This window comes from Acidobacteriota bacterium (assembly GCA_009691245.1).
In the GTDB taxonomy this organism is placed as follows: Bacteria; Acidobacteriota; Terriglobia; order 2-12-FULL-54-10; family 2-12-FULL-54-10; genus SHUM01.
The window spans coordinates 88929-114661 of record SHUM01000002.1; the positions used below are offsets into that span (position 1 = coordinate 88929).

The window sequence follows — 25733 nt, forward strand, 5'->3', positions numbered from 1 at the left end:
CGAGCCGCGCCAGTGATGAAGCGGCCACCATGCGGATAAGCCCGACCAAGTTGCCGTTGTAAGCAACGCCCCGCAAACGGGCACGGGTTTTCCAACCCATACCGAATCGCGTTACCTACATGGTGGCCGCTCCATTACTGGCGCGGCTCGGATCAGCGATTCGCCACGTCGAAGCGGCGGGTGGAGAGGAATTGCTGGATGCGCTGGTGGTCGGCGGCGGTGATGAGCGCTTCGGCGTGGTAGAAGTCCACAACGTCCTTCAACTGAAAAATGCTGTGCAGGTCGAAGCCTTCTTCGCGCAGGCCGTCGCCTTGGCCGCGGTCAAAGAAGACGATGATGCGCGTCAGCGGGACGCCTTCGGCGCGGAGCTTTGCGGCGGCGGCGCGTTTGGTGAGACCGCTGGCCACCACGTCGTCAATCAGGTTGTATTCGCGCTCGACGCAACTGTCACCGCCAGCAGGAGCATCGACTGGCGCAGATTCGCTTGCCCCTGGAATTGTGGCTGCGGGCCTCGTGGGCGCGCCCTGAACGCCATCAATATGGCGTTCAGTAGCGCGGCTCGGATCAGGCTTCGCCTGATGAGGGCCAATCCAGAAACTTTCTTCGTGGCCTGGATAGCGCTTGGCTTCCTTGCGCAGCAGCGCGAAGGTGATCTCCGGCGCCGCGGGATTCTGCCAGGCGTGGAGCGCGGTGGCCAGCGCCAGCGGCGTGGCCGTGTCGGGAATGCCGATGACTATTTGCGGTATCGGCTGCGGCGCGGGAGAGCCAGCGTCTCCCGGCGTGAGCGTGAGTTCTCCATCGGCCCGTTTGCTGACGCGCGCGGCACTGGCACTATCCTTGGCCCGCTCGCGAATCTTCCCCGCGAACGCGCCGCCGATGCGCCATAGCACCTCGGGATGCGCGTAGAGGTTCTCGCGCATGTTGATGTAGATGGGCGAGCGCAGGCCGACGCGTCGCTCGACTTCATCGCCTATCAGCACGCAGCCGGCGGCGAACAGATCGCGCAGCAGTGTGCGTTGATCAGCCGTGTACGGCGCGTTGGGCGTGGTGGCGTTCATGTTGGAAAAAACGGTGTTAGGTTGTTAGGGATTAGGTGTTAGGGATTGGGGAGTGCGGCAGCGCCTTAATCCCTAACAGCGAACCCCTAATCCCTATTTCTTAAAGAATCCACCCAGAATCGCTTCGTGCCACAGCAGCGCGCCGACGGGGGCGATGCCCAGCGGCAGGCCCTCTTCGGCGGCGGTGTAGCCGTGCGTGCCGGCGTCGAGCTGCACCAAACGAACTTTCGGCGCGGGCCTCATGGCGGCGTAGCTCGGCAGATAGACCTTCTCGTAAATCTGCGGGTCATGGTCGCGGCTGTTTTTGGCGATGTTCAGATAGAGCGGCGGCACGGGCTTGACGCCGGGGCCGGAGAGTTCCTTGAGATATCCGACGTAGCGATCGACCAGCTTTTTCGTCTCCGCCTCGCTCATCTTCAGACGCTTGGCGGCGGCGCGCGCGGCGTCGGCAAGCTGCGGCGGCGAATCGAAGTGGATGATGTTCTCGGCCTTGAACTGCGCCTCGTGCGTCTCCTTCTCCCAATCTTCGAGCACCTCTTCCATCACCATCGCCAGACGCTCCAGCGCCTTGGTGCCCTCGCGCTGGATCAGCTCATAGCCGTAGTAGCGCGCCGTATCGCGCCAACTGCGCACGCGCAGGCAGTGGAAGCCGGCCTCCCAGGTTTCAGCGATGCCCTGAATCTCGCGCGTCATCTTGCCGTAGAGCGCGCCAAAGGGCGAGCTTTCCATGCCCAGGATGCCGGCCATGTTGGGCACGCGCTGGCTGAAGATCATCGTGAAGGGGCCGCCGGTCGAGTGGCCATGCGCGTAGACGGAAAACTGCGCGGCGGGCAGGTGCTTAGCGAGCAGCGCGACGCCGCCGTCTTCAAACGCGGCGGGCCATCCGGCCATGCGGTCGTAGAATTCCGTGCCGGGCTTGGCGCAGGCCAGGAACAGCGTGCCCCAGCGGCGGCGGCGGGCCTCATCGCGATCCTGCACCACTTCATATTGGTCCTTGCTGATCTGCTGGCCGCGCAACCACATCGGCGTGCGCATGGTGCCGTCAGCGCCGATGGTGTCGCCGGGCCAGTCGTGATTAGCCACGTCGAGATTCAGCCGGCCGGGATAGGACATGTTGACAACCTTGTAGCCGAACTTGGTGGCCAGGAAGCGCGCGAACTTGTCCATCGAGCGATGGTCGCCCGAGCCGCCGTGCAGCATGAACACGCCGACCTTCTTGCCGTCGGCTCCGACGGTAATCTTCGCCGCGTCAGTGGGCTCGTAGATCACCGCCGCGATGTCCCAGTCGAGGCCCAGCGACTGGATGCGCAGCACTTCCTCGTGCGACTTGATAGCGATATCCGGCAGAGCCATGACGCGTTTGGAAATCTCGACCAGCTCGGGCCGCGCAATCGCGCCCCAGTCGGCGCCGGCGACGCTCTTGAAGCTCAGGTTCAGCGGCTCGGCGGCGCGGGCGGGGCCGGCGGCAAGCGCCGCGAACAAGGCAATGATCAGACGAGTGCTACGCATAAGAGCAAGTTCCTCCCACCACAAAAGTCAGTCATCTTTATTGTATGCGAAGGCGGGCCAATCCGAGCCGCGACAGTAATGGAGCAGCCACAATGTCCGATCATCGATGAGCGTTCGCTTGGAACACATCGCCCGCCACACGTCTCTTTGCTTTCATTTGATTTGCCGACGGATACGCATGGTGGCCGCTCCATGACTGTCGCGGCTCGGATCAGGCACCCCGCATCCTTGACACTGCCAGGCCGGTCCATTAGATTACCAGCAGAACTTGTGTGGACATTGACGTCTTGCCGTCGGTCTGGTTCGGTCTTAGACCGCCATTAGGAGGAGTTCATGTTGAGGAAAACGTACGCGTTTCTATTGCTGCTCACCGTCGCGCTGGCTGCGCCGACTGGAGCGCAGATCACCACGGGAACCATCTCGGGTACGGCGAAGGATGCGACCGGCGCGGTGCTACCCGGCGTCCAAGTGGTCCTGCTGAATGAGGACACAGGTTTGTCGCGCACCGTCGCCAGCGATTCGGCGGGGCGCTACAACGCGCCCATGTTGAGTCTGGGCAACTATAAAGTTACCGCCACGCTGGAAGGTTTCCAGACCGAGGCGCGCAGCGGCATCGTGCTGAACGTGGGCCGCGAGGCCGTGGTTGATCTGCAACTTTCGGTCGGCTCCGTCTCGCAGACCATCGAAGTAACCGGCGAAGCTCCGCTGGTGCAGACCACGGAAGCGACCGTTGGTTATCTCGTCGAAGACCGCACCATCCGCGAGCTGCCGCTGAATGGCCGCGACGTTACGCAACTCATCCTGCTCAATCCCGGCGTGGTCTCCGCTGTCAACTCGACAGCCAATAGCGGCACGGTGGGCTTCGGCAAACGCATCTCCATCTCCGGCTCGCGCGGCGAGGACAACGCCTACCTGCTCGACGGCAGCTATATCAATGACTTCAGCCGCCACATCCCCGCCGGGCCCAGCGGCGCGCTGCTGGGCGCCGAGACGGTGCGCGAATTTCAGGTGCTGACCAATTCCTTCAGCGCGCAGTATGGCCGCGCCATGGGCGGCGTGTTCAATGCGGTGTCGAAATCCGGCACCAACGAATTTCACGGCAGCATCTATGAATATCTGCGCAACAGCGCGCTCGACGCGCGGGACTTCTTCGATCCGCAAAAATGGCCGCTGCGCCGCAACCAATTTGGCGGCACCATCGCCGGGCCGGTCATCTCTGACAAGGCATTCTTTTTCACGGCCTATGAGGCCATGCGCGAGTCGCTCACGCAGACGCAAACCAACATCGTGCCCACCGCCACGGCGCGCCTGGCGACCACATCACCAAAGTCCGCGCCCTTCATTCCGTTCTTTCCGCTGCCCACGCCCGGCGGACGCGTGCTGGCCGACCCGTTGATCGGCGAGTACCGCTTCCCCGCCGTGCAGCCCACGCGCGAGGATTTTGGCCAGGGCCGTTACGATCAGCAGCTTACTGAAAACGCCTCGTTCTTCGGACGCTTCACCATCTCCAACTCGAATCGCTCGCGCACGTCGGACTATCCCGGCAACGTGTCGGATCAGAATTTGAACTCGCGGCTGTTCACGCTCTCCGAGACGCAAATCATTTCACCTCGCGCGCTGAACACCTTCCGCTTTTCGTTCAACCGCGTCGCTCCCGTGGCCAGCACCACCGGGTTCGCCAGCGTTCCCGGAGTGCCCACCGTGCCGGGACAGGCGCTGCCGGGCATCGCGCCGGGCAGCGGCATCACCGGATACAACACCAATGTCACGCCGAAAATTCAGTGGACCACCAATCGCTTCAACGAGCAGGACGATTTCAGCCTCACGCTCGGCGCACACGCGCTGAAGCTCGGCGGCATGGTCGAGCGGCTGCAGTTCAACGCCGACCAGCCCAATCGCGGCAACGGCACATGGACCTTCGCCAGCTTCGCGCAGTTCCTCGCCGCCGTCCCCAATAACTATCGCGGCACGCCGCCGCAGACCGGGCGCGGCTCGGTGCGCGGGATGCGGCAATGGTTCTATTCCCTCTACGCGCAGGACGACTGGCAGGTGCGCCCCGGCCTGACGCTGAACCTGGGCGTGCGCTGGGATGACTCCTCGGTGCCCACCGAAGTCAACGGCCTCATCGCCAATCTGCGCCACCGCGAAGACCCGGCCACCTCGGTCGGCGATCCTCTGTGGAAAAACAAGATCGGCAATCTCGCGCCGCGCCTCGGCTTCGCCTGGACGCCGTTCTCGAGCGGCAAGACTTCCGTGCGCGGCGGCTTTGGATTGTTTTACGTCCCGCTTGATCCCGGCGTCTGGTTCCGCTCGATGGCGCGTGTCGCGCCACTATTTGCCGAGTACGATTTCCAGATCGCCGCCAACGACGCGGCAGCAGGAACCTTTCCCGACGCGGCGGCGGCCATTGAAGCGGCGCTACGCACGCGCGCGCCCTTCGGCACCGTCTATGTGTTTCAATACGACGACATCCGCACGCCGCACACCATGCAGTACAACCTGAATATTCAGCAACAGATTGATTCCAGCAGCGTGCTGAGTGTCGGTTACGTGGGCAATCGCGGACTGAACCTGACGTCGCTCGAGAATTACAATCAGGCCATCGCCACCTACAACGGACGGTCGCTCGAAACCGCGCCGAACCCTGTGCGCTTCAATCCCAGCTACGAATGCATCTGCTACTACAACAACACCACCGACTCCTGGTACAACGCGCTGACCGCCTCCTATCAGCGGCGCTTCGCGGCGGGCTTCCAAACGCAAGCGTCGTTTACATGGTCGAGGACCATCAATGAGAATGACGGCAACAACACCGGGCAGAATGTTACGTCAAGCGACTTCCCCATTCTGAAATACACCTACGACGGCGGCGCCAACCGCGGCTTGAGCGGCTACGGAATTCCCGTGTCGCTGACCACGAACTACTCCTACGACCTGCCCTTCGCCAAGGGCGCGTCCGGAATCGCCAAGCATCTGATCGCCGGTTGGCAGTTGAGTGGAATCTTCACCGCGCAGCGCGGCCAGCCGTTCACCGTAACCGCCGCCAGTCCCACGGCGCTGGCCGCCGGACAAATCACCATCCGCTCGCCGCAAGCCGCCGCTGGGCGCACGGGCGAAGACATCAGCAGCGGCGCCTCCACGGGATGCACCTCCGGCGCGGTGGTCATCGCTCCCGGCCGTGCGCTCGGCGGGCCGGATCTTTTCTTCGACCCCTGCGCTTATGATCTGCCCGGCGCGTTCGAGCTGGGCAACGTGGGACGCAACACGCTGTACGGACCGGGCCTGGTTAAGTGGGATTTTTCGCTGGCCAAGAACACCGCGCTGAGCGATCGCTGGAACATGCAGTTCCGCTCCGAGTTTTTCAACCTCTTCAATCACGCCAACTTCGCCGGCCCAGCCGCCAGCGCCTTTGCGGCAGCCGGCACTCGCGTAGGCACGACCGGAGTCATCTCGCGCACGTTGAACCAGAACTGGCGGCAAGTCCAGTTCGCGCTGCGCCTGACGTTTTAGTTTTTAACAGAGCCGCGACAGTGAGGGAGCGGTGGTTGGTACTTCCCATGAAGGAAAACCAACCCCCGCTCCCTCACGGTCGCGGCTCTGTTACTGCGCCAGCCACATCAGCGCCGCGAGCAAACCGCCGGCTAACTGCTTGGGCTTCTCCACATGGCCGTAGTGGGTCATGGGCACATCAAAAACCATCACGCGGATCGGGATGCCGGGGTTGGCTTTGCGGAATTCGTTGGCCACTTGCAGTTCGCGCGCCTTGGTGGAGTCCTTGTCCCAGTGCCCGTCGTCAAGCTGCGCCGTGGTCCAGATCATCTTCGTATAGCCCACCTCGGGCGACTTCATAGTCGAGAATAGATCGCGAATCACCTCGTCAGGATTCACGCCTAGCTTATTGCCCTTCAGCGTTTCACGGATTTGCGTGGCGGCATTTTCGCGCAGATTGTCGGCGCTGTTGTGCTCCATGTCCTGAAGCGGCTGCTTGAACTTCGGGCGGCGGCGCTCTTCCAATCCCATCCAATGCTCGGCCATCGCTTCGCGCGACTTGCTCGCGTCCCAGACGGGATTCAGCGGGCCAAGATATCCACGCGCGTGCCCGCTATTGGGCCGCGCGCGCAACTCGCGCACGTGCAGATAATCGTCCGCGCCGCGCTCGCCGCGGAACTCCTGCATGGCCGCCAGCGACGCCGGTCCTCCCGTGCCCCATCCGAGCGACAGCCCGCGCAGGCGCGACTTCAGACGGTCTTTCAAGAGGAACTGAATCTCCCCTCCCGTCGAATGGCCCACGATCACCACCGGGCCCTGCACGACTTTTTCTATGATGGCCGCCACGCCGTCAGCCACCACGCGGAACGTGTACGCCGCGTTACGAAACTTCAGTTCGTCGGCGGAAACATCGCGGTCCAGCACATAGCCGGGGATGCGCTCCTCATATTTCGCCTCACTCCAGCCGCCGTGGCGGAAATTGCCGGGGATGGTGACAATCAGCGTCGGGACGCGCTGCGCGAGGTACTGCCCCAGGCCCGGCGCGTTGAGCGGATCGACGAAAAACTCATACCAGTTGGAGGAGCCGCCGTTGATGATGACCATGGTCGGCAAATTGGGACTTACGGGATGGAGCGGCGTCAGCATTAGGCCGGGAATGTCCCACTCGATGCCGTAAACTTTGTAGCGAACCTCATGCCACTTGACGCGATAGCCGAGCTGGGCCTCAGAGATCGACTCCAGCTTGCGCGGATCGAACGCGCCGCCGGGCGCGGCGTCGGCCAGCGCCTTCACCGCCGCGCCGCCGTCGGGCAAATCCCAGCCGAGGCGATTGAACACCTCAGGCGTGACGGCGTGAAACGGCTTGTTCTCGCCCAGCATCTTGACGACTTCGTCTTCCGCATCACCTACCGCCGCGGTGCGCGCCGATAAATTCCAGGCAAGTGAAAAAAGCAAGGCGAGCATGGCGGTCGCCAGAATTCGAATATTTCTGTTTTTCATGAGTGCCTCCTGCTACCAACGCGTTCTATATTATATAGTGTGCCGCGCACTTGCCGCCAAGTATACCAATATACCCGGCGCGATTTGGTATCATGAAATTAGTTTGTGGTAAGAGGTGTCGTCCATGAAGAAGTCCGATCAGGAATGGAAGAATGCACTCGATTCGCAGCAGTTTCACGTCTGCCGCATGAAGGGAACCGAGCCACCGTTCACCGGCAAGTATTTTGACAACCACGAGCCGGGCATGTACAAGTGCGTCTGCTGCGGCTCGGACCTGTTTGACGCCACCGCCAAGTTTGACTCCGGCACCGGCTGGCCCAGCTTCTGGGAGCCGGCCTTTGGCGCCAACGTGAAAACGGAGACGGACCAGACCCACGGCATGACGCGCACGGAAGTAATGTGCGCCCAGTGCGACGCGCATCTCGGCCACGTCTTCCACGATGGCCCCAAACCCACCGGCCTGCGCTATTGCATCAACTCAACATCGCTGGCATTTGAGAAGAAGTAAGAAAGGGTGTAGGGTGTGGGGAAACCCTAGCGGCGCCGCCCCCACATCCAACGCCCTACACCCTAAAGAATTACGCGCTCGTCGCCGTCGCGGCGCGTGGCCTTTTCGCGGTCGAGATATTCCAGCAGCGGGATGGCGTATTTGCGGCTGACGCCGGCCAAGTCCTTGAACGCCGTAACATTGATGCGCGGACTTTTCAGTTTGTGCTGCGCGAGGCGCTGGCGCAGGTCCTGCAGCGCGCTTGCGTGATAGACCAGGTCTTCGCTCACGCGGATCAGCACCTTCTCCTGCAGCAACAATTTAAAGACGCGGTCGGTGCGCTGGCGGTCGAGCGGCACGCGGTCCAGCACCTCGCGTATCGATGGGACGGATAATCCAGCGGCCTCGAAGGCTTTCGAGATTTGCCGCTTCGATTTCTCTTCATCATCCTTCAACACAATCTTGTGCGCGGCCAGCCGCGCCGTCTCACCGCTGATTACCAGCGTGCCCGCATCCGCCATCCGGCGCAGCACGGTTTCTGCAATTTGCGAGTCAGCACGCCGGAAGACTTTCCCGCGCACCGCTTCGATCGACATGCCAGGCTGCAGCGGATTGGCCTGATGAAACTTGAGCAGCAGTTGCAGGACCGCTTCCTGCAATCCAGCCAGATATGCGGCATCAGCGTATCGAATCGGCTGCTGCGTGCTTTGCTGAGCCAGCTTCACCAGCTTGCCGGCGGAGCATAACGCTTCGGCGGCGACGCTGGCCTCCTTGTCCAACCATCCGGTGCGCGCGACGGCGGCAACCAACGTGATCGAGCGCGAGGGAGTGCGCGCGACGAGCAACGCGAGAATTTCCTGATGACTCCCCTGCTCAATCACCGAGAGGAAATTGCGATAGGCCGCGTCGCGCTTCTGGCGCGTGGGAACGCTGTCGGGCGGCGTCAGGTTATCGAGTACGCGTCCGCCGCCGATGGTGATAACTGGAGACAGTTTGCGGATGATGAAGTGATCGCCGGGGAGCAGTAACAGCGGCTCGCGCAGGCGGAACTGGACGTAGCCGGAGCGGCCCGGATCGAGTCGCAGCGCGGTGTCGTCGCCGGACGACGGGGCCTCTTCCAGAATCACAGCGGTGGCGATGATCTCGGAGGTGGCCGAGTGGAAATGGACCTGCGCGCCATTTTTTAGCGCGATGGCCGAGGGCAGCAGATTCAAGATACAGTCGGCGCGGCGCGTGGGCTGAAAGCGGCCCGGCTCAGTCAGCGTCATGCCGCGCAGCAACTCGCCTGGTTCAGCGCCACCCAGATTCAACGCGGTGCGCTGCCCGGCCAGCGCGGTGTCCTCGGCACGCCCATGCACCTGAATGCCGCGCACGCGGAGACGCTTGCCAGTGGGCTGGACTTCGACCTCGGTGTCCTTCTTAACTTTTCCCGAGACCAGCGTGCCGGTGATGACCGTGCCGAATCCTTTCATAAGGAACGAGCGGTCGATGGGCAGGCGGAAGTGTCGCGAGGAATCCTTGGCGGGCGCTTCGCCCGCCGCGCGCGCCAGCTCCACGCGCAGTTGATCGAGTCCCGCGCCGGTCTTGGCGCTGACGGGGACCACGGGCGCATTGGCGAGAAATGATCCGGCGAGAAACTCTTCCACTTCGAGCTTCGCGAGATCGAGCCGGTCTGTGTCGACTAAATCAGATTTCGTCAGAACCACCAACCCGCGCTGAATTTCCAGCAGGCGGCAGATGTCGAAGTGCTCCTGAGTCTGCGGCTGGATGCCCTCGTCGGCGGCGATGATCAGCAGCAGCAGATCGATGCCACCCACGCCCGCGAGCATGTTCTTGACGAAGCGCTCGTGCCCCGGCACGTCCACGAAGCCGAGACGGTATTGCTCTTCCTTTTGATCTTCGTTTTGATCTTTGCCAGGCCCTTTCAGATCGAGCGTGGCGAAGCCGAGGTCAATGGTGATGCCGCGCCGCTTCTCCTCTTCCAGGCGATCCGGGTCCGTGCCCGTCAGCGCGCGGACAAGCGCGCTCTTACCATGATCAATATGCCCTGCGGTGCCTACGATGATCGATTTCATTTATTCTGCCGTCACTCCAGCCGGGACTCCCGGCAACAAATGCGAAGAGATTGATTGTATTCCAACAGCCGTGAACAACCAAAAAATAAGACGCATAGTGAAGCGGCTGACGGGGATGGGAGTTTTTCGCGTATGATGGCCGATGACGGTCGCGCCGGTCATATTCAGCATGAATACTGAGACAATCCATCCATCCATCACCAATCGTTGGAGGCAGGAGCTTCCTGCATGGCTTGCGGGCGGAGCCTGCGCCACGATTACCATCTCCATCGCGGTGTCGCAGATTCTGCTGGCGGCTAGCGTGCTGGCGATTCTCTTCAGGCGCGACCATAAGCGCGGCCGGGAGCGTGGCATGCTGCCCGCCACATGGGCTTGGCCGCTGCTGGGCTTCATCCTCTGGACTGCGCTCTCACTGGCATTTTCCGACGCGCCATTAGCCGGACTCTCTCAGATCAAGAAGCTGGTGCTGCTGGCCGTGATTCCCATCACCTACACAGCCTTTACGCGCGCGTCCCAAGTTGACTGGACGTTGCGCGCGACGCTGCTCACCGGAACGGCGTCGGCGGGGTGGGGGCTGATCCAGTTCGTTGGCGATTATCGTTACATCGCGGCGCAGAACCTGCCCTTTTATGAAAACTACATCACGCATCAGATCACCGGCTTCATGAGCCACTGGATGACCTATGGCGGACAGCTCATGCTCCTCATCATGGGCGTGGCCGCTATGATTTTTTTCAGGCAGGGCGGTCAACGCGCTTGGGCGCTGATCGGATTCTCGTTGACCAGCACGGCGCTCCTCGCCGCCTTCACGCGTGGGGCGTGGCTCGGCGCGCTGGTGGGATTTAGCTATCTGGTCTACTCGTACCGCAAGTGGCTGGTGCCACTGATCCCGGCGGGCCTGCTGATACTCTATCTGGCCGCGCCGGATGCACTGCGGAAGCGCGAGCAGTCAATTGTGGAGCCGGGGTCGGACTCCTCCATTCAATCGCGCTTGGTGATGGCCCGCACCGGGCTAGCGATGATCGTTGCTCATCCTCTATTCGGCGTGGGGCCGGAGCGCGTTGCGCCGATGTTCGAGCGGTACCGGCCGGCGGGGATCACTCTGCCACCAGCCTGGTATGGACATCTGCACAACAGCTTCATTCACTTCGCGGCGGAGCGCGGCCTGCCCGCGCTGGCATTTTTCGTTTGGCTGATCGTAGTGATTCTGCGTGCCAATTACCGTCTGACATCGGCGCGCAACGCAGCCACGGCTGCGCTGGCGCGCACGGCGGTGGCGGCCACGCTGGGGATGATCGTGTTGGGTGCCTTCGAATATAACTTCGGCGACTCGGAGGTGCTGATGCTCTACCTATTTTTCGTTACGCTGCCGCTGGCCGCCAGCAGGCTGGAATTGGACGATATCAAAACAGAGCCGCGACCGTAAGGGAGCGGGAGTTGGCGCTGCGGTGGCGGGTATTGAATGTACGAACGAACCCCGCTCCCTTACGGTCGCGGCTCTGTTTTGCATCACGCCTGGCGTGGGAGTATTTTGCGTGGAACGATCGAAACATCTTTTCAGAGAATATTTGCTGCCGCTCATGCGCATCGCGGCGCAGGACCGCCTGCTGGACGTCGGCTGCGGCGACGGCTGGGCCTGCCGCATCATGGCCGGGTTTGCCAGCAGCGGTACGGTGGTGGGTCTGGACGCATCCACCGACCGCATCGGCGAGGCGCGCAGGCACTCAGTGGGTTTCGAGAATATTCTCCACATCGCCGCCGAGGCCGAGGAAAATCCCTGGCAGGATGGCTTCTTCACTCACGCCGTGATGATCGACACTTTATATCGCGTGAAGGACCCGGCGGGGGCGCTGCGGCATACCCATCGCGTGCTGGCGCCCGGCGGCGCGTTGTGGATACTCAATCAGATCGCTCATGAAAATGGCACCGCCGCGCTGATCGAAGCGGATGAGGAAAGTTCAAGCAAGCTGTTGCGTGCGGATGAGTACGTCGAGATGCTGCGGAGTTGCGGGTTCGTTGAACCCGCCTGGCAACTTCTTCCAGCACCGGATGGCGCCGGCGCATCCAGCGCTGAGCTATTCAGCGTTTTGATTACTGCAATCAAGCCGGTGAGCTAATCAAGAATATCCCGAACCCGCATGCCCGAAGGGCATGACCGTGAATAGCCGCAGGTGAAACCTACGGTTCAGAACGGACAAATGTGGTCCAACCCCGAACGGGGTTGACTTCGAATTTGTTAGTCCGGCCCCTTCAGGGCCGCTCGTATTTTGGGAACCCGCAGTCCGTAGGTTTCACCTGCGGCTATTCACGGTCATGCCCTCCAGGTAACTTCCGAGCAAGTAGTTGCCCTTCGGGCAACCGCCATCACGCGGCTTTTTCGTAGTCGCAGGCTTCGTTGGGGCACTCGATGGTGGTCGAGTCCTTCACGGTTTTTTCCAGCAGATACTCCGAGCCACACTTCGGACAGGGTTGCGGCAGCGGCTTGTGCTTCAGCGTGGTCTTGCATTTCGGATAGCGATTGCAGCTATAGAACGGCCCACGCTTGGAGCGTTTCTGCACGATCTCGCCGTCCTTGCACTCGGGGCACTTCACGCCGGTGGTGTCCTGCTTGATGTACTTGCACTTGGGATAGCCGCTGCAGGAAGTGAATTCGCCGAAGCGCCCCTGCCGGATGACCAGCTGTTTTTTGCACTGCGGACAGTTCTCATCAATGGGCACGGGCGGTTTCGACTGCTGTGTCTGGCCGATTTTTTTCGTGGTCTTGCACTCGGGGTACCCGGCGCAGGCGTAGAACTGGCCGAAGCGTCCACGCTTCAAGACCATGTCCTTGCCGCAGTTCTCGCACTTCTCGACCGGCTCGCCGTCCGTCGCGCCATCAGGCACCGCGCCTTCGCCCAACTCGTTGACATCCACGGCTAGATCGCGCGTATTGGTGCACTCAGGATATCCCGTGCAGGCGATGAAGCTGCCGTTGCGCCCCCACTTGATGACCATGGGCTTGGCGCAGCGCTCGCAGATTATATCCGTGGGCCGCTCCATGCGCTTGATGTCGACCATCTCTTTTTCGGCAATGGCCAGGTCCTTGGAGAACTTCGCATAGAAATCCGTCAGGGTATCGACCCAATCCTGCTTGCCTTCCTCAATCTCGTCGAGCGACTCTTCGAGACGCGCCGTATAGGTAACATCCAGGATGTCGGCGAAATTGACGATGAGCAGTTCGGTTACGACCATGCCCAACTCGGTCGGCATGAATTTGTTCTTGATCTTCTGAACGTACTCGCGCTCCTGAATGGTACTCAAGATTGTCGCGTACGTGGAGGGACGTCCGATGCCCTTCTCCTCCAGCTCCTTCACCAGACTCGCTTCGTTGTAGCGTGGCGGCGGCTCGGTGCTGTTCTGCTTGGGCAAAACTTCCTCGAGGCGCAGATTCTCGCCAGCCCGCACCATGGGCAGGCGGCGGCCCAGCTCATCGTCCTCGTCGTCCTTGGTGTCCTTCGATTCTTCGTAGACCTTCAGGAACCCATCGAACTTCGGCACCGATCCGGTCGCACGAAACTCGTAATCGCCGGCTTTGATCTCAATGGTGGTCTGGTCAAAAATGGCCGGGGTCATCTGCGAGGCCACGAAGCGCTGCCAGATGAGCCGGTAGAGTTTCAGCGCGTCGTCATCCAGATACTTGGCCATGCTCTCTGGAGTGCGGTCGGCAGAGGTCGGACGGATGGCTTCGTGGGCGTCTTGCGCGCCTTTCTTACTGCGATAGAAATTCGCCGAGCCGGGCAGATAGGCGTCGCCGAAATTCCCGCTGATCCATGCGCGCACTTCGTCGAGAGCGCCGCCGGAAACGCGGGTGGAGTCGGTACGCATGTAGGTGATCAGGCCGGTGGGGCCCTCTTCGCCCAGCTCCACGCCCTCGTAGAGTTTCTGCGCCAAACCCATGGTCCGCTTGGCGGTGAAGCCCAGTTTGCGCGCGGCGTCCTGCTGCAGACGCGCGGTAACAAAGGGCGGCATGGGATTGCGACGCGTTTCCTTGGTCGCGGTGGAGGCCACCACAAACTGCTGCTTTTCAAGCTCCGTGCGCAGCGCGGCGCCTTCGGCTTCGTTGCCCAGGCGAATCCTGCCGCGCTCGGCCTGAGCCTGAATGCTGCCGGACTTGGACTCCCCGCGAACGATGTAATCTTTCCCGGCGCGACGGATCAGGCGCGCTTCGAATGGCGGCGGCGAGCCGGCGGCCACGCGCGCGGCGATGGTCCAATACTCTTCCTTCTGGAAGGCGCGAATCTCCTGTTCGCGCTCGACGATGAAGCGCATCGCCACGGATTGCACGCGGCCGGCGGAGATACCCCGGCGCACTTTGTCCCACAGCAGAGGGCTGATCTTGTAGCCCACCAGACGGTCGAGAATGCGGCGCGTTTGTTGCGCGTCCACCAGCTTGGCGTTGATCTCGCCGGGATTCTTGAAGGATTCCTGAATCGCCGACTTGGTAATCTCGTTGAACAGCACGCGATGAATGGGCACGCCGGTCGAGAGTTCCTCGGCCAAGTGCTGGCAGATGGCCTCGCCTTCGCGGTCGGGATCAGCGGCCAGATAGATGGCGGTGGCGTTTTTGGCGGCGGCGCGCAGCTCGGTGAGAATCTTGGCGCGCGACTCCAGCGGCTCATAAGTGGGCTGGAAATTCTTGTCGACATCCACGCCGAGGGTCTTGCTCGGCAGATCTTTCACGTGGCCGAGCGAGGCCTTCACCACATAGCCTGGTCCCAAATATTTATTGATGGTCTTGGCCTTGGCCGGCGATTCCACGACCACCAGTATCTTGCCCGAAGGTTTCCTGGGGGTCTTGCCCTTGGGTGTCTCCGGGGGATCACCCGCCACGGAAGTTTTCAGGACGGACGTTTCCCCTGCTGCTTTTGACGCCGCTTTCTTCGTGGTGGATTTCACTGCCGCTGCTTTTGCCATCTCGATTCGATCCTCGGACCTTTCACTTCCACTAATACATCAATTAGAACGTCTTTACAAAATTCTTCCCGGGCAACTGCCGGATCAGGCTCTTGAATTCAAGCTCCAGCAGACTTGCCAGCACTTCCGACGATGATAGGTTCGGGAGCGTGTTCAGGACTTCATCAATATGTACCGCCTCTTCCACTTTCAGCAAGTCATAAATTGCGCGCTCTGTTTCCGAAATAGATTCCGCGAATAGAGATGCGCGGCTGGCGGCGGGAGATGCGGAATTCTTTCCCAGCCCGTTTTCCGCTGAGCTTTCGAGCAGGCGCAAGCGCACCTGAGATGGCAGGTCCTCCAGCACATCCTGCCAGTCCTGCACCAGTTTCGCGCCCTGTTTGATGAGCAGATGCGGTCCCCAACTATTTTTATTGGTAACCGATCCGGGCACCGCAAACACTTCGCGATTCTGTTCCATCGCCAGCCGCGCCGTGATCAGCGAGCCGGAGTGCTCGGCGGCCTCGACCACCAAAACGCCCGCCGACAATCCGCTGATGATGCGATTGCGAATCGGGAAATTCTGCGGCGCGGGGAACGTCCCCAGCGAAAACTCGGAGAGCAGCAACCCCTTCGCGGCAATCGTCTCGTAGAGTTTCTTGTTCTCCGCGGGATAGACCACATCAATGCCCGAGCCCATCACGGCAATCGTCTTGCCGTTGGCGTCGAGCGCGCCCTGATGCGCGGCGGCATCAATGCCGCGCGCCAAGCCGCTGATGATGCCCAGTCCGTGCGCGGCCAGATCGGTCGAGAGGCGCTGCGCCATGGCCCGGCCATAAGCCGTCGGGCGGCGCGACCCGACCACGCCGACGAGGTCCGCATCCAGCAGCGATATATCGCCCATTGCGTAGAGCAGCAGTGGCGGATCGAAAATCTCGCGCAGCTTCTCGGGGTAGCTGGCATCCTGAAAAGTCAGACACACCGCGCCCTTCTGCCGCGCCGCCTCGGCCTCTCGCAGCGCCTGCTCAAACGACGTACCCGTGGCCAGCGCGCGCGCCACGTGAGTGGGCAAGCCCAGCGCGTCCAGCTCTGTGAGCGACGCGTGGAAGACGCCAGCCGCCGAGCCAATCTCGCTCACCAGCCGCTGCGCCGTGCGGTTACCCAGCCCCGGCACGAAGCGCATGGCCAACAAGGAAACGAGCTCTTCCTCCGCAGCGTCACGGCTGGGATTGCTCGCAGGAACATGCTGTTGAGAATCTTTTGACAAAACGAACTGAATCTAGCGGAGTTGGATTCCAATTGTCAAGGGAGTTCACGGCGCGCTATGCATAACGTCGCTCAAAGCACTCATGAAAATGGGAAGTTTCCCTCGCCCATTCGGAAGTTACAGGACATATCCATCCAATGGTCTCAAGAATTTTCTTGACGTCCAATTACAAATCTCTTCCGAGGATAGTTTCGTGGTGAGCCACTCGATTTCTGAGGGATCGAATTGAATTCAACCGCTTATGCACAACCTTCTGGTCAACCAGCTTTTCTCGGAAAGCCTTCGATAGCTGACCGCGGTTCCAAATTTCAATTCGGTATTGGTTGCTTGTAACGGCAGTCTAGAATCCGAAAGAAAGTTGGGCGACTATACGGTCGCTTTCGACTGCCTTGTTTAGTCTCCTCATCTCCTCTTTTGCAGACTTTACCTGCTCATTCTGAGGATATCTCCACTCGATATTGTTGTACCACTGATCGGTCCGCAAGCTCGTAGTCAGAGTCTGCTGGAACGAATTCCTCAAGACAATTTCCAATCCTTGGAGAATTCCGTAGATGGCTTCCGAAAGGTGTGAGTTTCTCTCGTAGAGCTTTATGGCTCGACGGCGATCGTTATTGGCCCGCTCTAGGTATGGCGCTAGCCGCGAAATGGAAATTAACTTCTGGAGCCGATCGAGTTGGGCATCTGAATACTCAAACATATACTTGATAATCAAAAAGAAAATGCGCGACAACATCTATGTAGACTGCGGTGTCACCCCTTAGCGGCTAATCCCGGTAATGTGCCCGTGGTAATGGTTTCAGTCAAGCCGCCCTTGTGGGGCGGCTTGATTTATTTACGGCCAAGGTGAGCACGGACGGGAATTGTAGCATAGGGTCAGCGTTCAGTCGAAAACCAGCTTTCCCAACGCGCCCGCCGGTGGTACATTAAAGAACTGGGCACACGGCTTCATCGCAAGCCGTGCAGTAGAGCCAGATTATCCCGGCCAACCCTCCCGCTCAATCGCAATCGGCGGAACAGGCTGAATCTTAGCTGACTATAAGGAGACGCAATGGACCCGCGTGTAGATATTTTTTGTCATATTTTACCGAAGAAGTACGATGCCGCTCGCTGGGAGCGGGTGGGCAAGACCAACTTCGTCAAGCACAGCCCCTCGCACCTGAAGTATGTTGCAGGTGGCAAGACGCAAGATCAGGAAAATATTAAAGTCCTGATGGACCTCGATGCGCGCTGGCGCATGATGGACCAGTTCCCTGGATATCGCCAGGTGATCAGCGTGGCGTCGCCGCCGGTCGAGGCCGTGGACCCGGACGACAGCGAATATCTGGCCAAGCTGCTGAACGACGAGATGGCCGAGCTGGTGCTCAAGTATCCCGACCGTTTCGCCGGCGCTGCCGCCTCACTGCCCATGAACAAGCCCGAGGCCGCCGCCAAGGAACTGGAGCGTTGCATCAAGGACCTGAAGCTTTGCACGCTACAGATTTTCTCGAACGTCAACGGCAAGCCGCTCGATCTGGTTGAGTACCGGCCCATCTTCGAGATCATGGAGAAGAACAATCTTCCCATCCTGCTGCACCCGGCGCGCGCCATTGACCATTGGGATTACCCCACCGAAGCGGACTCGAAGTTCATCATCTGGCAGGTCTTCGGCTGGCCGTACGAAACCACTGCGGCCATGACCCGCATCGCCTTTGGCGGCGTGCTTGATGACTACCCGAACCTGAAGATCATCTGCCACCACTCCGGCGCGATGGTGCCGTTCTTCGCCGGGCGCATTACCTCAATGTACCGGATGCTCGAGCCGCTGATCGTTGCCGAGCGCAAGGGCCGCCCCTTCAGCAAGCCGATCATCGAATATTTCCGCGCGTTCTACGCCGATGTCTCGACCTTCACCACTTCTTCCATCGAGTGCGCGGTGGACTTCTTCGGCGTCGATCACGTCATCTTCGGCACCGACGCGCCGTTTGACTTCGAGGGCGGTCGCGCGTCGGTCCGCGAGTGCACGGACGCCATCAACAACTCGCGCCTAAGCGCGGAGGATAAGTCCCGCATTTTCTCCGGGAACTTCGAGAAGCACTTCCGCCTCCCGGCCCGGGTTGCAGCGAAAGTGTAACTTGCAATAAGTTAGTTAACTAACTGAAAAATATAGAAAAACAAAGCGCAATTCGCCGAATAATGGCGGGTCGCGCTTTGTCGTTTTAGAGCAGAAAGGTCTGCTGAAAGGGATGACTCAACAACGAAATTGCGGCGCTATTTCCTCAGACATTTGGCGACAATGCCAGCGGTGGTTACCAAGGTGGTCAGGTCGCGGATGGTGAAGTCAGCGCCGGCCGTGGTTGGAGATTTGCCCTTGCGAGAAATCTGAATCACCCCGACGGCCTTGTTTTCCGCCAGCAGGGGCACGCTCATAATTTTTTGTATCGGCTGTAGATCAATCTTGGGGGTCTTATTATCTGGCGCATCCAGCGAGATGGATTCAAATACGGTCGGATGCTTTTGCGCCGGAAAATTATTGATCATCTCCGGGCGTTTCTCACGCACGGTGCGCGTGGCCAGCGAATTGGTGGTGCTCATCGGAATGCTGCCAGCCTTCTTCAGCTTGACAGGATAGACGAACGCCAGGATGGAGTCGTTCTGTACCAACTCCAGCACGGCGACCTCGTCCAATTTGACCGAGAACATTCGGGCCAGCTCTCTCACGATAGCTGTAACGTCATCCTCGGTCGGCTTGCGACCGGCTTTCACCATTCCGTCCACTAGCCGCGCAATCTCCGCGGCGGGCGTGGGAGCTACTGGCGAAGTGCTCATGTTGTGTGCTCCTATCGGTGCAGCTTCGGGGGCGATTAATATTATAATCCATCCGGACCGGCCTGTCGGCAGTGAAGTGGCTGACGATCGTCCCCACCTAAGTACCCTTCTCGTTTCACTCTCGCCTGCTCATTCTCCCCGCGGCGGTTTCCCGTATTGCCGGGCCTTCCAGGTAACTCCGGAACCGAGCAGGGTGCGGAACATCGAGTCAAAAGTGATGACCGCATAGATGCTGGCCGCAATCGGAGCCAGCAGTCCGAAGCCCGCGCCAATCCTCAAATACAGCAACACGGGCAGATGAATGAATCCGACCAGCAAATATTCGGCGGCCGCCAGCGAGACAGCCGTACTCTCCACGCCCGCAGCCCGGCCACCGCCCGTCATCCAGCGCAGGCCATACCAGCCCAGCACCGCCAGCGGCAGGAAGTTGGTAAGCAGATACCCGAAGCTGGCCGCCAGCAGCTTGGCGACGGAGAAGCGGTGCCCGGCAAAAGCGTTCTTGCGAAGCCCTTCCCAGATTTCTCCGAAACTCGTGTACATGCGCGTCGAGAGCAGGTCGCGCGTGGCCGCGGCGAAGATGCGATGTCCGGAGTGCTTCACCAGCCGCGCGGTGTTCAAATCGTCGATCATCTCGGACTGAATAGCGCGATAGCCGCCGAGCGAGGCCCACACACTGCGGCGCATTAGTATATATCCGCCGGAGGCCAGTGCCACACTGGCTTTGGGATCGTTTATTTTGCGCTGTGGAAAGACGGTGCTGATGAGCAGCGCGAAGCCGGGCATCATCATTTTCTCCCAAAACGTCTCACACTGCATGAAGGCGTAGATGGTAACCATATCCGCCTTTTGCTGCTCGGCGATCCACAGGCCGGCGCGCAACGCGCTGGGGTGATACACAATGTCGGCGTCGGTGGCTAAGACCCATTCGCTCTCTGGAGATTTCTCCGCCACAGACTGAAACGCAGTGTGCAGCGCATGGTTCTTGCCGATCCATCCGGGGGGGAGTTGCTCCTTCACGCGAATCAGCCGCAGGCGGTGGGCTTCCTCTTCGGGCAACGAGCGCGCCAAAGTTTCCGCCACATCCCCCGTCCCGTCCGTCGAGCCATCGTCCACCAGCACCACTTCGTAGTTGGCATAATTCTGTTGGAGCAAACCGGGGAGCGTCGAGGGCAGCATCGCAGCCTCATTGCGCGCCGGGACCATAATGGACACACGCGGCGTTTCGCTAAGTGGGAATGGCTCGCCGGAAGAAACGGAGTAGTGGCCACGGAAGTTCACGATATTCCACAGCAGCATCCCCACCCACAGGGCGATGCCCGCGATTAGTCCTGCCATCAGCCAGTTCAAGCGGTCTTCCTTCCTCTCGACGCCACAGCGTTGCCGCAACCAAACCGAGCCGCGAACGAACGGGCGCGGTCGCGGCTCGGTTACACCAGAACAGAGACCGCGCGGCGGCTCACTCTCGAATCAGCTATCATATATTGTGTTGAGGTTTGGTGTCGTGGCCCCGCTGTTTTCTTATGACAACCACGAACGTACGGAGTCTGCTCATGTTCGAACATATCCGGCCCCTGGATCCCCGGTCGGAAAAAATCAAGCGCCGCCTGCTGATCTTTATTCCCATCGTGCTGGCTCTATCTGGCTATGCCTTCTGGCAATTCAAAAACTACCCGCAGGAGAAGCACGCCCACCAGTTCTTCACCGCCCTGAGCGCAAGCAAGTATGAAGCAGCCTACCAGCTTTGGCAGCCCAGCCGCTACTATCACCTTGGGGATTTTCTGGATGATTGGGGCGACAAACGAACGGGCGGCCCGATTCGCCACTTCTACATTCGCCGCTCCCGCTCACGGGGAACAGGCGTGGTCGTCGACGTGGTCGTAAATAACGGCGAGACGCTGCGCCTGTGGGTAGATCGGGAAACCAAAAGCCTCAGCTTCCCGCCGTTTTGATTGGTGCGCCATTGCCGCGTGACAGTGCCGCGCGCGTCAGCAAGCGGGCCGCTGGAAAAACCACGCCCCGGCCGCCGATGTTTTCCCCACTCCGCATGCAACGCCATCATGAAACCCAACCGTCACCGACCGGGGCGTTGCGTTCCATCAGCCCGCTCGCTCAAGCGCGCGGCACTGTAAATCGGACAGCGATGTCGTCGAAGAGGGTGTAGAACACCGGGATGGCCAGCAGCGTCAGCAGGAAGCAAAGCGTCTGCCCACCGGCGATGACCACCGCGATGGGTGCGCGCGATCCGCTGCCCGGCCCGGTCCCGAAGGCGGTGGGGATCATGGCCACCACGATTGATACGGTGGTCATCAGGATAGGACGCAGGCGAACGCGGTTGGCTTCCATGATGGCGGCGGTGCGCTCCATGCCCTGCTCGCGGCGCAGGCGGTTGGTGAAATCAATCTGCAAAATGGAGTTCTTCTTCACAATACCGAACAGCAGCAGCACGCCGATCGCTCCGAACAGGCTCAACGATTTTCCCGCCAAGAACAGTGCGATTAGCGCGAAGGGAATCGCCAGCGGCAGCGACGCGAGAATCGTGATGGGGTGGACGAAGCTCTCAAACTGTGCCGCCAGCACCATGTACATAAAGATGACGGACAGCACCAGAGCGAGCAAGAAACTCTCCATCACTTCCTGCAGCAGCTCGCCGAAGCCGATGAACTTGTAGTCATAGCCCGCCGGCAGACTCACGGCCTTCACCGCGTTCTCCACTTCCGTCAGCGAAGCGCCCAGCGGCGCGCCCGTTACCATATTGGAGGAGAGCAGCACTTGGCGCTGCCGGTTGTAGCGCTCCACTTGCGCCGGACCCAGCCCGCGCGTTACCGCGGCCACGTTGTCCAGACGCACCAATCGGCCATCGGATGTGGGCACCATCAGCGCGCCGAGTGAAGCCGCGTTCAGGCGTTGCTCGGACTTCACGCGCAGGCGCACTTCGTACAGCTCATCGCCTTCCTTGTATTTCGTAATCGGCGCGGTGCCGGAGACCAGCAGGCGGATGGCATCAGAAATGTCCGCCACCGACACGTCGAGGTCGGCGGCCTTCTCGCGCGCAATCTCAATGTGCATCTCCGGGTTGCCCACGTTCAGCGAAGTCTCCACTTCCAGCAGCGTGGGAATCTGCTGCATTTTGCTGAGAATCTCGCCGGAGATGCGCGACAACTCGGCCATGTCCGAGCCGCGCACGATCAGATTGATGGGCGTCTGGCGGAACGCCGAGCTGCTGACCGCGCCCACATTACTGACGCTGATGCGCGCCCCCGCGATATCTTTCAACGCAGTGCGGGACCGGTCCATGATTTGGAATTGATCGAGAGGCCGCTCATTCATAGGCGCGAGCTTCACGTAAATCGAACCATCCGTAACCGTTCCTTGCCCGTCGGAATTCACCGTGGTCAGCAGATGCTCGACGTGCGGAACGGTATTCAGGCGCTGCTCGATCTGTTGCAGCATGGCGTCGGTGCCTTCCAGCGAAGTGCCTTCCGGCATGGTGATGTTCACCTGAAACTCGTCCTGATCGTCCCACGTAACAAAGTCCTTGCCGATAGCCATGAACAGCGGGATCACGCTGAAAAACGTAATTGCGCAGACGGCCAGCACGGCCAGACGGTGGCGCAGGCTCCAGGCCAGCATGATGATGTATTTGTCTTCAATCCAACGATAGATGGGAAACTGTTTTGAGTTTTTCTTTAGTTTGCCATCTGCATCCGTGCTCGTCTTCAGGAAACGCGAACTCAGCATGGGCGTCAGAGTAAAGCTGATAAACATGGAAATCGCGATGGATCCAGCCGCGGTGAGCGCGAAGCCACGCAGCCAGCGTCCGGCAATGCCCGCCAGATAGAACACCGGCGCGAAGACGATCAGCAGCGACAGCGTAGTGGCCATCACCGCCAGCGTGATCTCCTTGGTGCCCTCGATGGCCGCTTCCATGGCGGAGACTTTCTTTTCCTCGATGTAGCGAAAGATATTTTCGAGCACCACGATGGCGTCGTCGATGACAATGCCCACGGCGACAGTAAGGCCCAGCAGGGTCATGGTGTTCAATGTCATGCCCGCCCACTCGACGATCAGGAACGTGGCGATGATGGAAGTGGGAATGGCGATAGCGGCGATCAGGCTGGCGCGCCAGTTGCCCATGAAGAGAAAAACCACCAGGCTGGCCAGAAATCCGCCCAGCACGAGATGCTCGTAGATGGCATCCACAGATCCCTTGATGAAGACTGACTGGTCGCGAATAATGTCCAGCTTCAGGCCCGGCGGAAGCTGCGCGCGAATCTGCTCAATGCGGCCCTTGAGTGTGTCGATCAACTCGACCGTGTTTACGCCGGACTGCTTGCGAACTTGCAGGATGACGCCGGGCTGGCCGTCAAGACGAGCCAGATTGCGCGGCTCCTCATAGGAGTCCGTGACCGTGGCGAAATCGCGCACGCGAATGGCTACGCCGTTGCGCTGCGCCGCGACCACATCGCCGAACTGCTCCGCCGCCGTCAGACGGCCCAGGGTGCGCACGATCAATTCACGCTCGCCCTGCGCCAGCCGACCGCCGGGCGACTCCTGATTCTGCCGCCGCAAACTGCCCGCTACTTGATTAATGCTCAGGCCCAGCGAGTTCAGCCGGTCGGCGTCCACCTCAATCTGGATGGCGCGCTCGCGCCCGCCGATCAACTGCACCTGGCCAACACCGGCCAGGCCCTCAAGTTCCTGCTTGATGCGCTTGTCGGCAATCTCCGTCATTTCGCGCAGAGGCTTGTCGCCAGAGAGAGCGATGGCCAGAACGGGCGAGGCGTCCGGATCGACCTTCTCGATCAACGGAGGATCGACACCGTCCGGCAACAGCTTAATCACGTTGGAAACTTTGTCGCGCACATCCTCCGAGACTTCCTCGATGTTGCGATCCAGAACGAAGCTGACCACCACGATGGAGACGCCTTCGCGGCTCACCGAGCGCAGCTCGTCGATACCTTGAATCGTATTGACGGCCTCTTCGATGGGCTTTGATATCTCGGTCTCAATTTCCTCGGCGCTGGCGCCGGGAAAGGTTGTGGTGATGACCAGTGTGGGAAATTCCACGCGAGGGAAAAGATCGACGCCGAGCTTGCTGAAGGAAAACAGACCGAGCACGACCAGCGCCATGATCATCATGGTGGTGAACACGGGCCGCCGGACACTGACCGCTGCGAGACTCATGGCTGACTCCCGGATGAAGCAGAGGATGGCGTCGCTGTTACCTTTACGCCTTCGCGTAGACGAGCCATCTGCGAGACGGCGATCTGCTCGCCAGGACTGAGTCCTTTGATGATTTCGATTTTGTCGCCGTAGCGGTCGCCCAACTCGACCACTTTCTCTTTGATCGCCCCACTCTCCACTACATAGACTTTTTGTACACCGTAGAACGAAAGCACGGCGGTAGCGGGAACGCGCATCATCGGGTCCACTTGGTCGGTGTCGAGTATGGCGCGAGCAAACAGGCCGGGCCGCAGGCGTCGCGCGCCGTTCTCCACGCGGGCCTCCACGGAGAAGGTGCGCGACTGTGGATTCACCGCGCCGGCGAGACGGGTGATCTTTCCCAAAAATGTCTCGCCACTGTAAGCCTCCACAGAAACGCGGACGTCCGCTCCGGCTTTCACATAAGGGAAGAATCGCTCCGGAACATCGGCGCGCAGCTTCAGCGGATTGGTGCTGGCGATGGCCGCCAGCGGCGTCTGCTCGCGGACATACTGGCCCACCTCCACCAGCCGCTCGCGGATGGTGCCCGCGAAAGGCGCCTTCACGCGGGTGTTGGCCAGGTCCTGCTCGGCCAGTCCCAACTGGGCGCGCAGATTATCCACGCGAGCCACCAGGTTGCGGGCCTGTTCGAGCGCGGCGGAGTAGTTGGCTTGGCTGGTGCGCTCACGCGCCTCGGCGCTGTCGTAGGCGGCCTGTGAGAGCACGCCGTCGGTTTTGAGCGACTGGGCGCGATCAAAATTAGCTTTGGCGTCGGCGGCTTCGGCGACGGCGCGACGCACGCTGGAAGTTCCTGTCAGCTCGGGAATCTTCGCGGTCGCATTTTGCATACCCAGTTGCGCAAGGACTTCTTGCAGCGCGGCGCGCTGGCGAGCGACGGCCAACTCATACTCCGTGGCGTCCATCTCGATTAATATTTGGCCTTGCGCCACACTGTCGCCGAGATCGGCGCGGACGACTTTCACCAAACCGGATACTTCGCTCGACACAACCACTTCCTGATCGCCCGCCAGCGTGCCCACGATCTCCACTTCGCGGCGCACCGGCTCAGTGGAGACCACCAGCGATTGGATAGCCAGCGGCGCGTCCGGCACGACGGCTGTCTCTACGGCGGGCTTCGAGCAACCCGTGACCATCAGCAGGATGGCCAGCGCGGCGCAACAGCAAGCGGATGTTCTCCGGAAGAACCGGGATTGTTGCAGCGGGTAATGGCAGGTCATGTGTGAGAGATCTTTCTGGAGTTGAGCAGAGTACAAAGCGCATATCAACGACGTTCGAGATCAAGCCATGCAGCGCTGTCATTCCGAGCGCAGCGAGGAATCTGCTTTTCGCGCGCTACTGAAAAAGCAGATTCCTCGCTGCGCTCGGAATGAAAACAAAGTCGGATTTCA

16 protein-coding genes are annotated in these 25733 nt (G+C 60.5%); 6 read left to right on the forward strand and 10 right to left on the reverse strand.

From position 1 onward, the window contains the following. Nucleotides 1–152 precede the first annotated feature (152 nt). Nucleotides 153–1058 carry a hypothetical protein gene (locus EXQ56_01185; protein ID MSO19071.1) on the reverse strand — a complete coding sequence of 302 codons (906 nt, stop codon included), beginning with the start codon at nt 1056–1058 and terminating at the stop codon, nt 153–155. A gap of 93 nt (nt 1059–1151) precedes the next feature. After that, nucleotides 1152–2567: a hypothetical protein gene (locus EXQ56_01190; protein MSO19072.1), complete on the reverse strand. Its 1416-nt coding sequence runs from the start codon at nt 2565–2567 to the stop codon at nt 1152–1154. A 333-nt stretch (nt 2568–2900) separates the two neighbouring features. Here EXQ56_01190 and EXQ56_01195 point away from each other — a divergent pair, with 333 nt between their 5' ends. Next, nucleotides 2901–6077 (forward strand): TonB-dependent receptor, encoded by a 3177-nt coding sequence (locus EXQ56_01195; protein ID MSO19073.1) that lies wholly within the window; start codon nt 2901–2903, stop codon nt 6075–6077. 90 nt (nt 6078–6167) lie between these two features. Here the strand turns inward: EXQ56_01195 and EXQ56_01200 are convergent, their stop codons facing one another. Continuing rightward, nucleotides 6168–7556: an alpha/beta hydrolase gene (locus EXQ56_01200; GenBank protein MSO19074.1), complete on the reverse strand. Its 1389-nt coding sequence runs from the start codon at nt 7554–7556 to the stop codon at nt 6168–6170. 124 nt (nt 7557–7680) lie between these two features. Here EXQ56_01200 and msrB point away from each other — a divergent pair, with 124 nt between their 5' ends. Then, nucleotides 7681–8064: a peptide-methionine (R)-S-oxide reductase gene (gene msrB, locus EXQ56_01205; protein ID MSO19075.1), complete on the forward strand. Its 384-nt coding sequence runs from the start codon at nt 7681–7683 to the stop codon at nt 8062–8064. A 62-nt stretch (nt 8065–8126) separates the two neighbouring features. Here msrB and selB read toward each other — a convergent pair whose 3' ends face one another. Next, complete coding sequence (gene selB, locus EXQ56_01210; protein ID MSO19076.1) at nt 8127–10118, reverse strand: selenocysteine-specific translation elongation factor; 1992 nt, start codon at nt 10116–10118, stop codon at nt 8127–8129. A gap of 142 nt (nt 10119–10260) precedes the next feature. On the opposite strand from selB, the gene EXQ56_01215 reads away from it, so the two are divergent. Both EXQ56_01215 and EXQ56_01220 read left to right on the forward strand, forming a co-directional pair. Further along, a complete protein-coding gene (locus tag EXQ56_01215) occupies nt 10261–11544 on the forward strand; it encodes an O-antigen ligase family protein (protein ID MSO19077.1) in 1284 nt (427 codons plus the stop codon). Nucleotides 11545–11653: 109 nt separating this feature from the next. Continuing rightward, a complete protein-coding gene (locus EXQ56_01220; GenBank protein MSO19078.1) occupies nt 11654–12235 on the forward strand; it encodes a class I SAM-dependent methyltransferase in 582 nt (193 codons plus the stop codon). A 247-nt stretch (nt 12236–12482) separates the two neighbouring features. On the opposite strand, the gene topA is transcribed toward EXQ56_01220, so the two are convergent. Then, nucleotides 12483–15071, reverse strand: coding sequence for a type I DNA topoisomerase (gene topA / locus EXQ56_01225; GenBank protein ID MSO19079.1), 2589 nt, complete (start codon nt 15069–15071; stop codon nt 12483–12485). A 43-nt stretch (nt 15072–15114) separates the two neighbouring features. Continuing rightward, nucleotides 15115–16233 (reverse strand): DNA-protecting protein DprA, encoded by a 1119-nt coding sequence (dprA, locus tag EXQ56_01230; GenBank protein ID MSO19080.1) that lies wholly within the window; start codon nt 16231–16233, stop codon nt 15115–15117. A 1132-nt stretch (nt 16234–17365) separates the two neighbouring features. Between dprA and EXQ56_01235 the strand changes: the two genes are divergently transcribed. Next, nucleotides 17366–18427, forward strand: coding sequence for an amidohydrolase (locus EXQ56_01235; protein ID MSO19081.1), 1062 nt, complete (start codon nt 17366–17368; stop codon nt 18425–18427). A 137-nt stretch (nt 18428–18564) separates the two neighbouring features. Here EXQ56_01235 and EXQ56_01240 read toward each other — a convergent pair whose 3' ends face one another. Beyond that, nucleotides 18565–19122, reverse strand: coding sequence for a GAF domain-containing protein (locus EXQ56_01240; protein MSO19082.1), 558 nt, complete (start codon nt 19120–19122; stop codon nt 18565–18567). Between the two features lie 129 nt (nt 19123–19251). Next, a complete protein-coding gene (locus EXQ56_01245) occupies nt 19252–20469 on the reverse strand; it encodes a glycosyltransferase (GenBank protein ID MSO19083.1) in 1218 nt (405 codons plus the stop codon). A gap of 203 nt (nt 20470–20672) precedes the next feature. Here EXQ56_01245 and EXQ56_01250 point away from each other — a divergent pair, with 203 nt between their 5' ends. Beyond that, nucleotides 20673–21071: a hypothetical protein gene (locus EXQ56_01250; protein ID MSO19084.1), complete on the forward strand. Its 399-nt coding sequence runs from the start codon at nt 20673–20675 to the stop codon at nt 21069–21071. A gap of 160 nt (nt 21072–21231) precedes the next feature. Here EXQ56_01250 and EXQ56_01255 read toward each other — a convergent pair whose 3' ends face one another. Together EXQ56_01255 and EXQ56_01260 are read right to left on the reverse strand one after the other, a co-directional pair. Then, nucleotides 21232–24306 (reverse strand): efflux RND transporter permease subunit, encoded by a 3075-nt coding sequence (locus tag EXQ56_01255; GenBank protein MSO19085.1) that lies wholly within the window; start codon nt 24304–24306, stop codon nt 21232–21234. After that, the gene (locus EXQ56_01260; GenBank protein ID MSO19086.1) at nt 24303–25562 is read right to left on the reverse strand and encodes an efflux RND transporter periplasmic adaptor subunit; all 1260 of its coding nucleotides are present in this window, start codon (nt 25560–25562) and stop codon (nt 24303–24305) included. The genes EXQ56_01255 and EXQ56_01260 overlap by 4 nt, the downstream gene beginning before the upstream one ends. Nucleotides 25563–25733: the final 171 nt, after the last annotated feature.

What these genes read in the sequence shown, in the direction of transcription:
- EXQ56_01185 (MSO19071.1), bottom strand. Translation starts at nt 1,058, where the DNA reads ATGAACGCCACCACGCCCAACGCGCCGTACACGGCTGATCAACGCACA.
- EXQ56_01190 (MSO19072.1), bottom strand. Translation starts at nt 2,567, where the DNA reads ATGCGTAGCACTCGTCTGATCATTGCCTTGTTCGCGGCGCTTGCCGCC.
- EXQ56_01195 (MSO19073.1), top strand. Translation starts at nt 2,901, where the DNA reads ATGTTGAGGAAAACGTACGCGTTTCTATTGCTGCTCACCGTCGCGCTG.
- EXQ56_01200 (MSO19074.1), bottom strand. Translation starts at nt 7,556, where the DNA reads ATGAAAAACAGAAATATTCGAATTCTGGCGACCGCCATGCTCGCCTTG.
- msrB (MSO19075.1), top strand. Translation starts at nt 7,681, where the DNA reads ATGAAGAAGTCCGATCAGGAATGGAAGAATGCACTCGATTCGCAGCAG.
- selB (MSO19076.1), bottom strand. Translation starts at nt 10,118, where the DNA reads ATGAAATCGATCATCGTAGGCACCGCAGGGCATATTGATCATGGTAAG.
- EXQ56_01215 (MSO19077.1), top strand. Translation starts at nt 10,261, where the DNA reads ATGACGGTCGCGCCGGTCATATTCAGCATGAATACTGAGACAATCCAT.
- topA (MSO19079.1), bottom strand. Translation starts at nt 15,071, where the DNA reads ATGGCAAAAGCAGCGGCAGTGAAATCCACCACGAAGAAAGCGGCGTCA.
- dprA (MSO19080.1), bottom strand. Translation starts at nt 16,233, where the DNA reads ATGCGCTTCGTGCCGGGGCTGGGTAACCGCACGGCGCAGCGGCTGGTG.
- EXQ56_01235 (MSO19081.1), top strand. Translation starts at nt 17,366, where the DNA reads ATGGACCCGCGTGTAGATATTTTTTGTCATATTTTACCGAAGAAGTAC.
- EXQ56_01240 (MSO19082.1), bottom strand. Translation starts at nt 19,122, where the DNA reads ATGAGCACTTCGCCAGTAGCTCCCACGCCCGCCGCGGAGATTGCGCGG.
- EXQ56_01250 (MSO19084.1), top strand. Translation starts at nt 20,673, where the DNA reads ATGTTCGAACATATCCGGCCCCTGGATCCCCGGTCGGAAAAAATCAAG.
- EXQ56_01255 (MSO19085.1), bottom strand. Translation starts at nt 24,306, where the DNA reads ATGAGTCTCGCAGCGGTCAGTGTCCGGCGGCCCGTGTTCACCACCATG.
- EXQ56_01260 (MSO19086.1), bottom strand. Translation starts at nt 25,562, where the DNA reads ATGACCTGCCATTACCCGCTGCAACAATCCCGGTTCTTCCGGAGAACA.